Below are 14,777 nucleotides of genomic sequence, written 5' to 3'. Positions count from 1 at the left end.
ATAGAAACGGGGGGCTAATTTTTTAGATGTATGATAGCGGAAAAACCGGAAACCATCAAAAAAACATTTCTCACGCCGGAAGAGTATCTGGCGAATGAACGGGTTGCGTTTGAGAAAAGTGAATATTATCAGGGAGAAATCATACCTATGGCAGGCGCATCAAAAGAGCATAACCGAATTAAAGAGAACGTAGCGGGTGAGATTTATATAGCCCTTCGTGGAAGCAACTGCCAGTCGTTTTCGTCGGATATGCGCGTTCATCTGCCCGAAACCACTATGTATGCCTATCCCGATATTGTTATTGTATGCGGGGAACCCACTTTTATGGCCGATGAATTTGATAACCTGCTTAATCCAGTCACCCTGATTGAAGTGTTATCGGATGGAACGGAAGATTATGACCGGGGCCGAAAATTCCAGCGTTACCGCAGAATCCCGACGTTTGAGGAGTATGTATTGATTAACTCCCAGGCAATCGACATTGAGGTTTGGCGCAAAAGTGAACAAGGCTTATGGATGCTGGCAGAACAGCTTGCCAGCCCGACAGAAACGCTGACGATTAGTACGATTAATCTGGCCATTTCGTTACTAAGCGTGTATGATCGAACCATAGGGTTGTTGGCTTAATGCGTTTTTTTATTTTCTTCTTTTCACTTTTTGCGGGCCTGCTATTTCTCTCTTTTCAGCAACCAGGCACCTCCATTCGACTCCGGTCTGAGTCCCTGCCCTTCACACCCAAAGAGTTTTACATGGCTGCGGTGTCGGATCAGCGGCAAGACCCGGGGCCAATAGCCCGGTTAGCACTGGTGCTCAATCAATCCCCTCAACCCGTTGACCTGGAAGGAGGAGTGGCCAATAGCTTTCGCTACTTTATCAATCAGGGCCTGAAACAAAACCGGCAGTTGCGGCCGGTTGCTATGCGCATTAACAAATGCCAGGTTCGGGAAACGGCCAGTGGAAACCGTATAACTGGTCAATTTACACTGGTCGTATCATTTGTGCTGCTCGGCAAAAATCATGTCGGCGATGAAATCAGCAGTCCATTGACCGAATATCAGGGTAGTGCTAGTTACACCCGTCCGCTGGGGCAAACGGCCGTGGTTGAGCAAGTCATTCGTCAGTCCTTAGTGGCTTCACTGCGCAATTTAAACGAGTACATGAACCGGGAAAGCGGGAAGAACGAGAAATTAGCGAAGAGCCTGACGGTTACATTTACGGATGACAACCGAATCACGAACGACGATACCGTTCATTATAACCCGGCTCGTAAACTTACCTGGACCGATTTTAAGGCCGAACCGCGCCGGGGCAGCCACTACGCGGCTGAAGTATTTACCAGCTTTGCCTACGAAGGAAAAAGCAGCGTACAAAATGGCGTTATTCAGTTGAACCTGACGGCAAAAGCTTATATGCTCAAGACCTCCTCCTGGGGAAGGCCCGATGCCCGTAATGCCTACGCCCTGAATCACGAACAACGCCATTTCGACATCGTCAAAATTATTGTTGAGCGATTTAAGCGAAAGATTCACCCCGATAGCCTTACGCTGGACGATTATAATAGTATCACTCAGTACCAGTTCATCGAGTCGTTCCGGGAAATGAACCGGATGCAAAGACAGTACGATGATGAGACAACCCATAGCATCAATCAGGCCGCTCAGGAACGATGGAATCAAAAGATTGATGAAGAACTGCGTAGCTTTGGGGTTATCAAATGACGCATGAGTCATTTTGGGCTCACCGTTGCAGCACTGGCGGCTGTATCTCTATGAAAAAAGTTCGCGTATTGCATATTAGTACCGCACACCAGCCTCAGGACCCCCGAGTGGTATTCAAGCAATGCCAGACGCTGACCGAGCATTACGACGTTTTTTGTGCCATTCCCCACGGCAATCCGGCCATTACGCCAGCCATTCACTTTATTAGCTTGCCCTACTTCCGGCGGGTAATCTGGCGAACCTTGCTCACCTGCCCGTTCATTTTACTCCGGTGCCTGTGGTTGCGCCCGAACGTGGTGCATGTATATGTACCCGAATTTTTGCCTTTCGCTTATGTATTCCGCCTTTTCGGCGCACAGATCATTTACGAGGTGCAGGAAAATCTACACAAAAAAATGCACCTCAAAACGCTCAATAATGGATTTTTACTGACCAAAGCCTTTCGCCTGTTTGATCAGCTTGCCCGACGGCATTTCTATCTTATCTTCACCGAACACAGCTACCTAACCGCTTATCCTCGGCTGGTCAAGCCCTTTGCCGTAATTTATAATTATCCATTACTGGACTTTATAGAAGCATTTCGGAAGCCTTACCGGCCCAATGCGGATCAACCCTCATTTTTCTACATAGGCTGGCTGAGTTTCGAGCGGGCCTTCGATACCCTTGTTGGCGCACTGGCACAACTCAACGCTTTTTATCCGGTGTTCACGATGCACTTGTTTGGTCGGCGGCTGTTTACAGAGGCTGATTTAACGCAACTTCCCGGTTTTAAAGCCATCCGGGAAAATCTCTATTTTTATGACTACACAGACCAGCGAATCGCTTTCACTCACGCAAACGGCGCAACAGCCGGGTTAGCCCTGCTCAAACCCGTTGGTGATTATGCAGATTCATACCCGACTAAGTTATTTGAATACATGGCACTCGGTTTGCCTGTTATTACATCGAACTTTCCACTTTATCAGGCAGTTGTCGAACAACATAATTGCGGGTTCTGCGTGTCGCCCGATGAACCGGCTCAGGTGCTGGAAAAACTTATTTATTTAATAGAGCATGTTGATGAAGCACGCTCTATGGGACAACGGGGCCGACAGGCAGTCGAGCAATTTTATAACTGGACCAGCGAGGCCGACAAGTTGATTAATTTCTACGAACAGATCCTTAGTGGAGCCTAATGAGAAGTCATATTAGTACTAAAACAAGAAACATCTACTTGTTTATAGTATTGTTCTAATGTGGAATACCACGTTTTCCCGGAAGGATTTAACTTTAACCCTTTAATCGAGCTATTTATGTGTTAGCTCTACTATCAGCGACTGATGTACATACATGCAGTAAGCCATTACCTACCAACGGAGGTAGTTGGCAATGAACATTTTACCCAGCTTAATGGCCTGTCCAGTGACTGGATTGTTGAACGTACCGGAATTGTGGAGCGCCGTAAAGCCGCTCCTGGTGAGAACACAAATACGATGACCGTTGAGGTGACGAAACGGCTCATAGAAAAAACAGACCTCTCGTCGGTTGATTTGATTGTTGGGGCCACCTATACGCCTTACGATACAATTGTTTCCCTGGCGCACGAAGCGCAGCATTTCTTAGGTATTGCCGATATTCCGGTTGTTTCCATATCAACTGCCTGTTCGTCGTTACTGAATGCGATTGAGGTGGTAGAAGGCTATTTTGCGCTCAATAAAGCCACTCGGGCATTAGTTATTGTATCGGAGCACAACACGCTTTATTACAATGAACAGGACACGATCTCAGGACATTTGTGGGGAGACGGCGCAGCTGCAATGCTCATTACAAAGGAGCGGCAAAGTGAAGGCGATTTTACGATAAAAGCGCTGCTTACGGGTGGAGCCGCTCACACCGCCAAAGCAACAACGGCGGTGATGATGAAACCGGCCGATGGGGGTGTTACGATGCCGCACGGCCGCGATGTGTTTATCAACGCCTGTCAGTATATGCCCAAAGCAAGCCTGCAGGTGCTCGAAAAATGCAATCTAACGCTTGCGGATGTAGATTACATTTTGCCTCACCAGGCCAATCTGAGGATTTCACGCAATGTGATGAATACGCTTGGGCTACCGGAAGAAAAACTCATTTCCAATATTCAGCGATACGGAAACACGGGCTGTGCCGGTTGTGGCATCGCTCTGTCAGAACAGTGGGATACGTTTAAGAAAGGTGAGCGCATCGTTATCACCGTGTTTGGGGGCGGATATTCCTTTGGCGCCATGCTGGTAGAAGTGTAAAAAAAAATGAGTCCGTCATAAGGGCTGGCACCAGCCACTTATGACGGACTCATTTACAACGTACCCATTTTTATTGGGCATCACCCCGCCAAACGTTATTCTTACTGTTTACGTCCGGCAGCTTCTGGTCGGGATCAATAACCACCGTTTTCAGGGGCGAAGTGGAGTTGTACCGGAATGTCCAGGAGCCACCTCGTTGCCAAATTTCAACCGGCAGGTTTACACGCCCTTTTCTACCATTGGTTTCCGTTACTTCAACCGTAACGGGCATGGCCATTTTATCGAGGTTTTCGATGGAAATAAGCGAACCTTTGTCCGCTGCTCCATCTACGTATTTTACTCCTCCGATACCCTGATCCAGTTTCCAGGTTTCGTAGAAATAACCCCGCCAGAACCAGCCCAAATCCTCCCCTGCTCCATCTTCAATGCTTCGGAAAAAATCATAGGGAGTTGGGTGTTTGAAAGCCCAGCGATCTACATAGCTTTTGAAGGCAAAGTCGAAGCGCTCAGGACCAAGAATTACTTCCCGCAGGAGCTTAAGGCCCATACCGGGTTTGTAGTAAGCCAGAATTCCTAAAGCCCGGGGTGGCTGCACATCCGGAATGGTCATAATTGGTTCTTCCGGCGAGAACAGAGCCGGGGCAATTTCCTGCATCGTTCCCCTATTCCGTTCGTACTCACCGTTGTTGAAGTTAGCCGTCGACAAGGTGTTTATAAATGTATTGAAGCCCTCATCCATCCAGGGGAATTTCCGCTCGTTGTTCCCCACAATCATGGGGAACCAGTTGTGGCCAAATTCATGGTCAGTTACGCCCCAAAGTGCATCTTTCTTGTCTTTATGGTCGCAGAAGATAATACCGGGGTACTCCATGCCCCCCACAATACCAGCCACATTGGTTGCCACCGGATAACTGTATTCATACAGGTATTTTGAATAGAACTCAATAGCTCCTTTCACGTATTCCGTCGAGCGATTCCAGGAATCGTTTGTAGCACTTTCGGCCGGATACACCGATTGGGCAAGCGCATGTTTACCACTGGGTAAGTTCATTCTGGCGGCATCCCACACAAAGCCTCTGGATGAAGCCCAGGCTACATCGCGCGTATTCTGGCAACGGAATTTCCAGGTTAGGGTACCCGATTTTTTCGGACGTGTTCCGGCATTGGTCACTTCATCTTTACCCCGTATAATAATAGTCTTATCGCTGTTTTTAGCCTGCTCCAGGCGTTTTATCTGGTCAGCGGTTAACACATCTGCGGGATTCAGCAACTCACCCGATCCCACGACAATATGATTCCAGGGAACCGTAACACTGTATTCGTAATCTCCATAATCCAGGTAAAACTCACCTGCCCCCAGGTAAGGCAACACATTCCAGCCTTCAATGTCGTCGTAAACACACATACGTGGGTACCACTGGGCAATTTCGTAGATGATACCATCTCTACGCTGGAGTTGCCCCATCCGGTCGGAGCCATATTCCGGAATCTTAAATGAGTAGGCTACTTTAATCTTTACTACGTCGCCATTGGGCTTTACGGGTTCGGTCAGGCGCACCTGCATCCGGGTATCCGTAACTTCGTAGGGAATTGGGTTAAACTTGCCTTTGTCCTGTTCAACCTGTACACTGGTAATGGTCAACCCGCCTGCAAAGCCCAGATTGCCAAACCGGCCACCCGCAACGGGCGTTGTTTTTGCCGCTCTCGATGTATCGCTGAAAGCATTCTGGTCCAGTTGAAGCCACAGATAAGGCAATACTTCCGGCGAATTGTTTTTGTAAGTAATAGTCACTTCGCCCGTAATCGTATTCTGCTGATCGTCGAGGGTCACGCTAATCTGGTAATCAGAGCGATTTTGCCAGTACCGGGGACCAGGTGCGCCACTACCCGTTCGATAATCGTTGCCGGGCTGCATGTTAAACAAGGGATGAAATAAGGCAAGAGGGTCATACTTCGATCCGGGCGATGGTGGTACTGGTAAATTTTGAGCAAATAAGGGTAGGCTTGCTATCCATAAGCCGACCCAGAAAATGTTTCTTTTCATGAAATTCAGATCCGTAACTTTTTGGTTTTTGTACAAATAACGCGATAAAGCGGTGAGTGCGTTTAAAGGGGGCAATGTTTCTGAACGCAGTTCATTCAGAAACTAGTTGGCCTGCGATTTTCTCCAGCCGACTTCCCACTCCGTAATCAATCTGTTGTTTCCACAAACGGGGTAGGTTCCTGGTTCACACTGACATAGATAAATTAATACCGTGATGTGCCAGAAGAAACAGAAACAACCCAATCCAGAGAATATCAACAAAGTGCCAATACAAGCTGATCAGCTTAAGTTTTAAGCGATTCGGGGGGTTCACACTGTACACAAAGGAGTCGACATAAGGTCGGCGACGCAGGGCTTCGGCGAGCACAATGCCCAGAAAAATAACACCAATCAGTATATGAAGCAGGTGAATACCCGATATGATATAAACAAATGCGCCCGACGGGTTATCTTCCAGTTTTACACCGGCCAGAATCATCTGGCGCCACCCCCAGCTTTGTAATATCATGAAAAGAATACCCAGGCCAAGCGTAGTCGCTAAATTAGTCCGATAATTTTCAAAGCGTTCGTGCCGGAATGCGAGCGTTGCATTTCTGAGTGTCAAACTGCTCAGCATAATAACAACCGTGCTGATTAAGAACACAAAAGGCAGTTCTGCGTCTATCCAGCCCGATCCGGTGCGCCGAACAACATACGTGACCAGCAACATGGTAAAGAGCATCAGACTGCTGGCAATGCCCAGCCACACCATGAAGTGGAACGGCTCCCGCCGTTTGGTCATGAAGTTGCTCATAAATACGCTTTCGATCCAGGTTTTATAGTATACCTTTCCAAACGCGGTAGTCGACAAATTGGTTTGGGACAATGACAGGGGCGTTGAAAATTCCGTATACCGTTGAGCCAGAACCACTCATGCTGGCATAAATAGCTCCCGCATCGTAGAGTTGCTGCTTAATTTGTAGAAGAATCGGGTATTTGGGGAAAAGGCTGTCTTCAAAATCATTCTGTATGTTTCCCCGCCACGCATCCATGGGCATTTGTAATTGTTCGAACAACGATACATCGGGCACGCGAGGGTGAACGCCGGCATAGGCTTCGGCAGTGGAGATGGCCAGATTTGGATAAACTAGGAGTATGTAATAACCCGTTAGATCGACCTGAATGGGTGAAAACACATCGCCTTTCTCCAGACAGTATAGGGGACGGTTCTGAATAAAAAAAGCGCAGTCGCTACCCAGTTGTCGGGCGTAGTCTTCCAGTGATTTGTTATCCAGGGCTAATCCGAATTGTTCGTTTACCAGTTTCAACATGAATGCGGCATCGGCCGACCCTCCGCCCAACCCAGCCCCAATAGGTACAACTTTATGCAAATGAAGCTGTACAGGCGGCAGCTCAAAATCAGCTTTTAAAAGTTCATAGGCCCGTACGCACAGGTTACGCTGGCTGCTTCCAGGAATGGATAAACCACTGCTGCTAAAGCGGAACTCATGAGATGGAATGACTTCCAGTATGTCGCCCCAGGCAACCGGGTAAAAGCAGGATTGTAGATTATGAAAGCCATCAGCCCGCTTTTCAATGATGCGCAGACCAATGTTTATTTTGCAGGAAGGGAAAGCGAGCACAACGGATAAATGAAAAAGTAAGAATGATTGAAAGTAGAAAAAAATGGGTACAAATCATTCATCATGCTTACTTTATCGACACCACTTTGAATTCCGTCCGACGGTTACGCTGGTGTTCGGCTTCCGTGCAGATAACGCCATCGGTGCAGTTATTGACCAGTTGTGACTCACCCATGCCAAGAGTCGCCATGCGCCGACGGCTGATTCCTTTCGACACCAGATAATCGGCAACCGATTTGGCTCTTTGCGAGGATAAGACTCTGTTGTGTTCTGCATCACCCCGGCTATCGGTATGAGACCGTATTTCAATCACCAGCGATGGGTATTTACGCATGGTTGCTACTACTTTGTCCAGTTCGCGGGAAGCATCAGACCGCAGACTGGACTGGTCAAGGTCATAATAGATATTGTCAATGGTCACCACATCCCCCACGCTAAGCATCCGCAAGTCTGCCGACAGTTCTTTTGGGGACGTTTTTTTAGCAATCCGCTTAATTTTATTGGTATTCGTACCAAACGCGTCTTTGGACGCTATCAGCGTGTAATCGCAGCCTTCTATTATATCGAATGCATACCGACCATCTGCTTTTGTGACATATTCCTGGTGCGTTTTATTGCATTCATTCCGGAGTCGGACAATTACGCCTGCAATAGGATGCTGATCGAGACCACCCACCACTACGCCCCCCACACGGGAATGAACCAGCGCCGTCGGCACGCTCGTTTCGGCAATCGTATCAACAACGACGGTAGGCTTTATGAGCCCTATTTCAAGCCGACTAGGCTGATTGTCTGTAACGGAACGCGTGGTAAAACCAACAGTACTATTGATGTACCCGTCTCTGCTAGCCTGAAAGGTAAAGGCATTATCTCCTTCAAGACAAATGTTTACAAATCCGTTCTGATCACTAGTCAGCGTTTGGTCCGGGCTACCATCACCCCGCGCTTTGATCAGCACACTAACACTATCTAAAGGTTGTTCGGTATTTGTATCATAGATACGAATAGCCAGGTTTCGGCATTCGTAGAGTGAACTCTCCCGCACAAACCGGTATATATCATCACTGCCATCGCGCCGGTTGCTGCTAAAGTACCCCCTCCGCTGACTGGCATCGGTAATAAGACCAAAATCATCCTGTGGCGAGTTGATGGGAGCATCGAGGTGTTCAACTGATTGCACCGTTACTCCATCCGTCATCCGGGCAAAAAATATATCCAGCCCCCCCAGTCCTTTATGACCATCTCCCGAAAAGTACAGATTACCGGCATCATCCACGAAGGGGAACAGTTCATTTCCCTTCGTATTGATCGTACTGCCCAAATTAACCGGGCGACTCCACTGCCCATCCTGAAAACGGCTGACGTATAGATCCGTACCGCCAAACCCACCGGGCATATCCGACGCAAAGTACAACAGATTGTCTGTATGGTTTAAGGTAGGATGCCCAACTGAGTACTCATCACTGTTGAAGGGTAATTCGACAATATTCGACCACTCTCCGTTTTCCTGAACAGCCGTGTAGAGTTTGAGTTTGTTTACCCCTTCTGTACTCTGACTGGCCTTCCCGTTGTTATAGTTATTACGGGTAAAAATGACCTGCGAACCATCGTGCGAAAACGTAGCCGGGCCTTCGTGGTATTTTGTATTAAGCGTTTTGTTGAATCGCTGTGATACATTAATGGGGGTGGCACTGTAACCCAGTCCCTGAGAAATATTGACACCTTCCGTAAAATTTGGTGCCGTTGGTGAGTCATTAGCCGTTGGTCGGCTATAACTATCCTTCCCGAGGGGAAGGGCATCCGTTTTGCTTTTTTCGTTTGATGGTTTGCTGGTACTGCCATCGGCATTGATAATACTGGCGACTTTCAGGTTATTCCGGTTTGGTATGTAAAAAAGGTCCAGGTAACCTGAGCCACCACCACCACCCGATGTTTCAATGGATGAGCCGCCCTTTTTTCCGGCTACGTACACCAGTCCATCCTGATAATATGCCGGACTAAACTCCTCAGCCGACGTATTTAAGGCCAGGTATTCCAGTCGATATCTGGTGGATTCTTTTTGGCCACCCGGTTTGGCAGTGCTAACGGGAGGTGTCAATGGCTCACGAGCAGGCTGTTTGGCTTTCAGTTGTAGATACTGTTCATACTGTTTTTCCGCTTCCTCGAATTTGCCATTACCCGCCAGAGTTTTCGCAAATTGTAACGCCTGTTGCGGATTTTTGTCGGGGCTGTTAGCAATAACTTCCCGGTAGTATCGCTCGGCTTTCACCCCATCGCCAACCTGCTGATAAGCGTAGGCAATCCGGCTTTGAGCCGTTGCTTTTTGAGCAGGCGTCAATGAAGTTCCTTCTTCACTGAGGATTTGAGAATACGCTTCTATTGCCCGGCCATAGGCTTTATAATTTAGTAAACGGTCGGCCTGTCGCAACAGAGAGTCCGTTTGCGCCCAGCCAGTAAATCCGCTCAACCAGAGCAGCACCCACAAAATTGACGTTATACAATTTTTCCCCATTAGTGTGTCTTTCTTGCCCGACACGGCCAACTGTTTCCCCCTTATTCGGCAAACGAATTTGACCTGTAATCATTGCTAAATTTTCATCGCGCCAGCGTCAGGAACCGAACAAATTCCCGCCCGTCGCTCAGCCTTACCTGATAATAGTATGTTCCATCGGGCAGGTTTTGACCAGTACCAGACGTTCTGATGCCCTGATTTGCGGTCCCGTCCCACTCATTCTTATAGTCCTCGTTCTGATAAACCAGCGTACCCCAGCGATTATAAATGCCTATCTGTACTCGTATACCACCCGGTACATACTGAATAACAAAAAGGTCATTTATCCCATCGCCATTCGGCGAAAATCCTTCCGGAATAAAAACAGTCTCTTTTTCTTCCGTTCGTAAAGACTGTAGGGTTATACTGGTGGGTTCATCATTATCAGCAGGATTACCATTCTGGTCAGGATCGGCATTTGTTCCACTGGTCGAATGATCCTGGCATATTCTTCCGGTTATATCCATCGCCCGAACAATAGCTTTATTACTGAATGTCAGCGTACTGGCCTGACTCACATCCAGCCGAACCGTAATCCAGGCCTGAGCCTGACCTCCAACTGGCAGATTACCTCCGTCAATCAGGGTTGTATCGGTTCCGCGTCCGGTATAAGTTCCGTTAATCTTTAGACTGTTATCTGACCGAATAGTTACTGTTTTGATTAATGCTCCTACCCCCAAAAAGACTGCAGTCAAATCATCACCTATTTTTATGTTGGTTAGTTGATGCGTACCCATATTGACCGCAGTTAGCTGGTAGGTAAGGTCAACAAAATGATTAGTACCCTCAACTACCCATGTAGGCTCTGCAATATTCATGCTCAACCCAACAATTTCCGGAGATGGTGCCATAATAATCTGTTGTGCCGAAGCAGCGGTACAGGGGCCGCTTCCATCGGGGTCAGGAACGGATAGCGTAAAAGTAATTGTCCTCCGCTGTCGGTCTGCTTCCGATAGCTGGTAATGAGCCTGTAGCCCACTATTCGTGAATACTCCTCCCCCATCACTTTGCCAGGCAGGTTGGCCACCGAACCCATTTAGTTGTGCTGTCAACTCAACGTCGCCTTTTGACCAGTCGAAGGAATCGAGCCGTATGGCAATTGTAGCCGGGTTACTCAGGCAGGGAGGAATGGCGTTCGGACAAGGCGTGATGGTTACGTTTATGGGAGCGGGTTGGGTATAACACCCGTCCCGATTCCGACCGAATACATAATACGTGCCAGCCAGAACAGCCCCTGGCGACTCAACAACAGTACTGTTTAACGAAGGCTCTGTCCGGAATGCGTAATAACGGGGACCACTGCTTTCAGGAATCGCTTTGGATAGATCAGCTGTTTGAAAGGGGCAACCGTTGGTTATTGTTGTTAATAAGTCGGGCTGAGATTCTGCTTTCCGAACCGAAACGGTTATCTGTTCGGACTGGTCACTCTGGCAGGAACCTATCTGGCAGACAGCCCGATAAGTTGTTGTTTGGTCGGGCCTTACGGTACGTATGGCTCCTTTACCGCCGTCCGTCCACAAAACGCTGCCAACGCAACCCGAAGCGGTAAGTTGCACCGTATGCCCTGCACATATTTCGCCTTTATCAGCCGCAATATCAGGCGTTGCCGGGACAGCGACCTGTATCGATGCGGCTACTGATGGATTGCTAATACAACTGTTCTGTTCACAAGTAGCCTGAAACGTAGTGGTTTGCCGGAGTTTGCCCTGCCAGATGGGGCCATTGATCTTATCGTTTCCAGTAGGATTTAGCCAGTGAAGAGTCCCGGCACAGTTCGACGCGGTTAGCGTAACGTTTTCATCCGGGCAAACAAGTCTCGAAGAAGGTGTTACCAGGGGGGCGGCTGGTGTATTGACAGTCACTTTCCAGACTTCGGCAAAGCAACTGATGCATCCCTGCTGGGCACGGCAAATAGCCGTATATTTTGTTGTCTGCTGCGGGCTTACCGTTATTACATTTCCGGTATCTCCATTAGACCACACCACCGTACCAGTACAACCCGATGCAGTTAACGTTACCCGTTCATTGCGGCAAATAGACCCGGCCGACCCCGTAATTATGGGCGGTTCGGGATGTTGGCACGTATCGGAAACGGGGTAAAAACCGGCAACGACGTTTGTGAACGTCATGAACCACACCGCCATCACCCATCCAAACAGACCAATAAATTTGCCTTGTAGTTGTTTCCTCATCAATACAGGTTGCTTATGGCGCAATAGGTCGAATTCCATGCCAAGGAGCCTATACAGGAAATAACATTTACTTATTGGCTCATTTATTAGCTTATTTCTCGCGTTTAGAAGATAATCAACGAATTTGGACTTTTCCCTTGAAAGCATCGCTGTTCATCACAAACCATGCCAACAATAGTATGTGACCATCAACAGGCGACCGTTGGTCCTGTCTTTTCTGCACCCAACTTCAGCACCCAGGTGAATGCGCTATTTCCCAAAGCTATCTGCCTGAATAGCAAATAGTTGCCCTATTGAATCGGGTAACTCTAACGGGTCATGTGTAACGAAGAGGATGGTTTTATGCGTAAAACTGTCCAGTAAATTACGGGCTAACTGAACATGGGCAGCGTCGATTGCCTGAAAGGGTTCATCCAATAGTAAGACAGGGGGATTTTTGAGGATGGCCCGGATAAACAGAATCAATCGCTGCTCACCGGCCGATAACGTACCAAAAGATCGTTCTGCAAATTGAGCCAACCCAAAGTAATTCAGCAAGTTCAGTAAGTCGCTTTCCGTTTCTGCCGTTATGCGGTTCGGGGGGGTGAGCGTATCCGTCAGGCCAGTAAGTGCTACCTGCCGAACCGACAAGGACTGGGGAAAATAAAGGTGCAATTCGGGCGAAATAAAGCCTATTCTGCGTTTAACATCCCAAATACTTTCACCCGATTTACCACGCCGATGATCAAATACGCTGACATCATTGGCGTAAGCCTGAGGATGGTCACCATAAAGCAAACTCAGCAATACCGATTTCCCTGCCCCGTTAGGTCCTATTAACGCCCATTGCTCGCCTGCCTGAACGACCCAGTTCAGCGCCTTGATAATAACCGTTTCCCCGTACTGTACGGTTACATTTCGAAGGTGAAATGCTTCCAGAAAGTCGACTGGTTGCGGGGGTGTTTGCAACAGGGGCAACACTGTTCGGGCCTCAACGACAGCCTCTGCCTGATACTGTTCCTTAGCTCCAGCCCACTTGATACGGCCTTTTTCCAGTACCGCAACATGGGTTATAAAAGATGGAACATCATCAGGTTCTCTGACCAGTATAAGTGTAAGTCCCTGATTGGTCAATTCGCCAAGCCAGGCCGTTAGCTCAGCCCTGAAAGTAGCATCCAGACCAACGAAGGGATTGTCCAGTAACAGAACGGAAGGATGGCGTAAAAGTGCTTTTCCAATACGAGCTTTGCGGGTCTGACCATTCGATAATTTAAGGAATGAACGATTCAGCAATGGCGTTAGTCCCAATCGCTCAATCAGAGACTCTGTTTCGGGGCTGTCCGTCAATTGTAGAAAATCGCGCAGGGTCGGAATCGATTTATACCCGGCATCGCTACCCTCGGGGTTATCGGCCATAGTAGCCTGATACCGTTGCTGGTAGAAATACCCACTATAGGAAAACTGACTCGATTCTTCTTTAAAAGAAACAAATTCGGTAGCCGCCCGTCGATATAGGGTATCAGGGCCGGTTGGAAAATGACCAGCCAGGGCCTTCAGGAATGTAGTCTTTCCACTCCCTGTAGCCCCCACTACCATCCAGCATTCGCCCTTATTCAATTGAAATGTGATATCCTCCAGTATTATATGACCGCTTCTACGGACGGTCAGCGTATTCATTGCTATAAGTGGTGTCTGTTCTACCATAAAAACGGGGCGATAACCCACAAAGTTATCGCCCCGTTTTACTAACCTTATACGATTCGTTTAATTTTTAGGGGGATTTGTTGTGTCGTTTTTCATTGTCCCCGAGTTCGATTTTCTACTCTTCACCTTACGGCTTCCATTTCCGGTTGTACCGTTGTTTACCCGATCTGTGGTATTCATAGGATTCACCGTTTCAGAAGGGGTAGTAGACCCATTGGTCATTGACCCCGTTCCTGTGCCATACGTTGAGTTGGTTGTTGTACCTGTAGTACCCGTGTTTCTCATCGGATCATTAACGCCGGTATTGTTCATTGTACCGGCTCCGGTACCAGTAGGGGTGTTTCCAGTGCCATTAACCACTGGTGGCTGGTTCTGATATGTGTTCGTATTTGTTGGTACGGTTGCTTTATTAACACCTGTTGTCGGTTGAGTAACCCCCGTATTCATACCCGTACCCGCTCCCGTCTGTCCGTTTGAGTATGTTCCTGTTGTTCCCGTTGAGCCTGTATTCGTAGTCGTATTCGTCGTTTGTGCATTTGCACTCAGGGCTATGCCAGCTACCAGCATACAGCCCATAATCATTACTTTTTTCATCGTTGAGTTTTTGTTTTGATTGTTTAATCTACCTAATAACTCAACTAAGTAAAGAATGTTTATTTTTTCATAAAAAAACGGACTGGTAACGCCAGGCTACCAATCCGCTCTATGT

Annotated in this window: 11 protein-coding genes; 4 read left to right on the top strand and 7 right to left on the bottom strand. The window is 48.0% G+C overall.

Going from position 1 to position 14,777, the window contains the following annotated elements; all coding sequences use genetic code 11:
* The first annotated feature begins 30 nt into the window (after nucleotides 1–30).
* From B157_RS0103330 to B157_RS0103315, 4 genes are all read left to right on the top strand, one after another.
* Nucleotides 31–627, top strand: a complete 597-nt coding sequence (locus B157_RS0103330; protein ID WP_020601963.1) for a Uma2 family endonuclease — start codon at nucleotides 31–33, stop codon at nucleotides 625–627.
* The gene (locus B157_RS0103325) at nucleotides 627–1,718 is read left to right on the top strand and encodes a hypothetical protein (RefSeq protein WP_020601962.1); all 1,092 of its coding nucleotides are present in this window, start codon (nucleotides 627–629) and stop codon (nucleotides 1,716–1,718) included. Before B157_RS0103330 ends, B157_RS0103325 begins: the two co-directional genes overlap by 1 nt.
* 50 nt (nucleotides 1,719–1,768) lie before the next feature.
* Nucleotides 1,769–2,893: a glycosyltransferase gene (locus tag B157_RS0103320; RefSeq protein ID WP_020601961.1), complete on the top strand. Its 1,125-nt coding sequence runs from the start codon at nucleotides 1,769–1,771 to the stop codon at nucleotides 2,891–2,893.
* A 144-nt stretch (nucleotides 2,894–3,037) separates the two neighbouring features.
* Nucleotides 3,038–3,976 carry a 3-oxoacyl-ACP synthase III family protein gene (locus tag B157_RS0103315; protein WP_020601960.1) on the top strand — a complete coding sequence of 313 codons (939 nt, stop codon included), beginning with the start codon at nucleotides 3,038–3,040 and terminating at the stop codon, nucleotides 3,974–3,976.
* A 70-nt stretch (nucleotides 3,977–4,046) separates the two neighbouring features.
* Here B157_RS0103315 and B157_RS0103310 read toward each other — a convergent pair whose 3' ends face one another.
* The 7 genes from B157_RS0103310 to B157_RS0103280 all read right to left on the bottom strand — a co-directional run bounded on the left by B157_RS0103310 (nucleotide 4,047) and on the right by B157_RS0103280 (nucleotide 14,662).
* The gene (locus B157_RS0103310; protein WP_084761751.1) at nucleotides 4,047–5,891 is read right to left on the bottom strand and encodes a M1 family aminopeptidase; all 1,845 of its coding nucleotides are present in this window, start codon (nucleotides 5,889–5,891) and stop codon (nucleotides 4,047–4,049) included.
* A gap of 313 nt (nucleotides 5,892–6,204) precedes the next feature.
* Nucleotides 6,205–6,813, bottom strand: a complete 609-nt coding sequence (locus B157_RS0103305) for a cytochrome c oxidase subunit 3 (protein WP_026308452.1) — start codon at nucleotides 6,811–6,813, stop codon at nucleotides 6,205–6,207.
* A gap of 22 nt (nucleotides 6,814–6,835) precedes the next feature.
* On the bottom strand, nucleotides 6,836–7,642 hold the full coding sequence (locus B157_RS0103300; protein WP_020601957.1) for a 4-(cytidine 5'-diphospho)-2-C-methyl-D-erythritol kinase: 807 nt from the start codon (nucleotides 7,640–7,642) through the stop codon (nucleotides 6,836–6,838).
* 67 nt (nucleotides 7,643–7,709) lie between these two features.
* Nucleotides 7,710–10,154, bottom strand: coding sequence for an OmpA family protein (locus tag B157_RS0103295; RefSeq protein WP_020601956.1), 2,445 nt, complete (start codon nucleotides 10,152–10,154; stop codon nucleotides 7,710–7,712).
* A gap of 83 nt (nucleotides 10,155–10,237) precedes the next feature.
* Nucleotides 10,238–12,385 (bottom strand): T9SS type B sorting domain-containing protein, encoded by a 2,148-nt coding sequence (locus tag B157_RS0103290; protein WP_026308451.1) that lies wholly within the window; start codon nucleotides 12,383–12,385, stop codon nucleotides 10,238–10,240.
* A gap of 249 nt (nucleotides 12,386–12,634) precedes the next feature.
* Complete coding sequence (locus tag B157_RS0103285; protein ID WP_020601954.1) at nucleotides 12,635–14,041, bottom strand: ATP-binding cassette domain-containing protein; 1,407 nt, start codon at nucleotides 14,039–14,041, stop codon at nucleotides 12,635–12,637.
* Nucleotides 14,042–14,128: 87 nt separating this feature from the next.
* Nucleotides 14,129–14,662: a hypothetical protein gene (locus B157_RS0103280; RefSeq protein ID WP_020601953.1), complete on the bottom strand. Its 534-nt coding sequence runs from the start codon at nucleotides 14,660–14,662 to the stop codon at nucleotides 14,129–14,131.
* Nucleotides 14,663–14,777: the final 115 nt, after the last annotated feature.

The sequence above is a fragment of the Spirosoma spitsbergense DSM 19989 genome (assembly GCF_000374085.1).
Taxonomy (GTDB): Bacteria; Bacteroidota; Bacteroidia; order Cytophagales; family Spirosomataceae; genus Spirosoma; species Spirosoma spitsbergense.
Note: the sequence above shows the minus strand (reverse complement) of the source record. Positions and strands in the feature narration are given on the sequence as shown.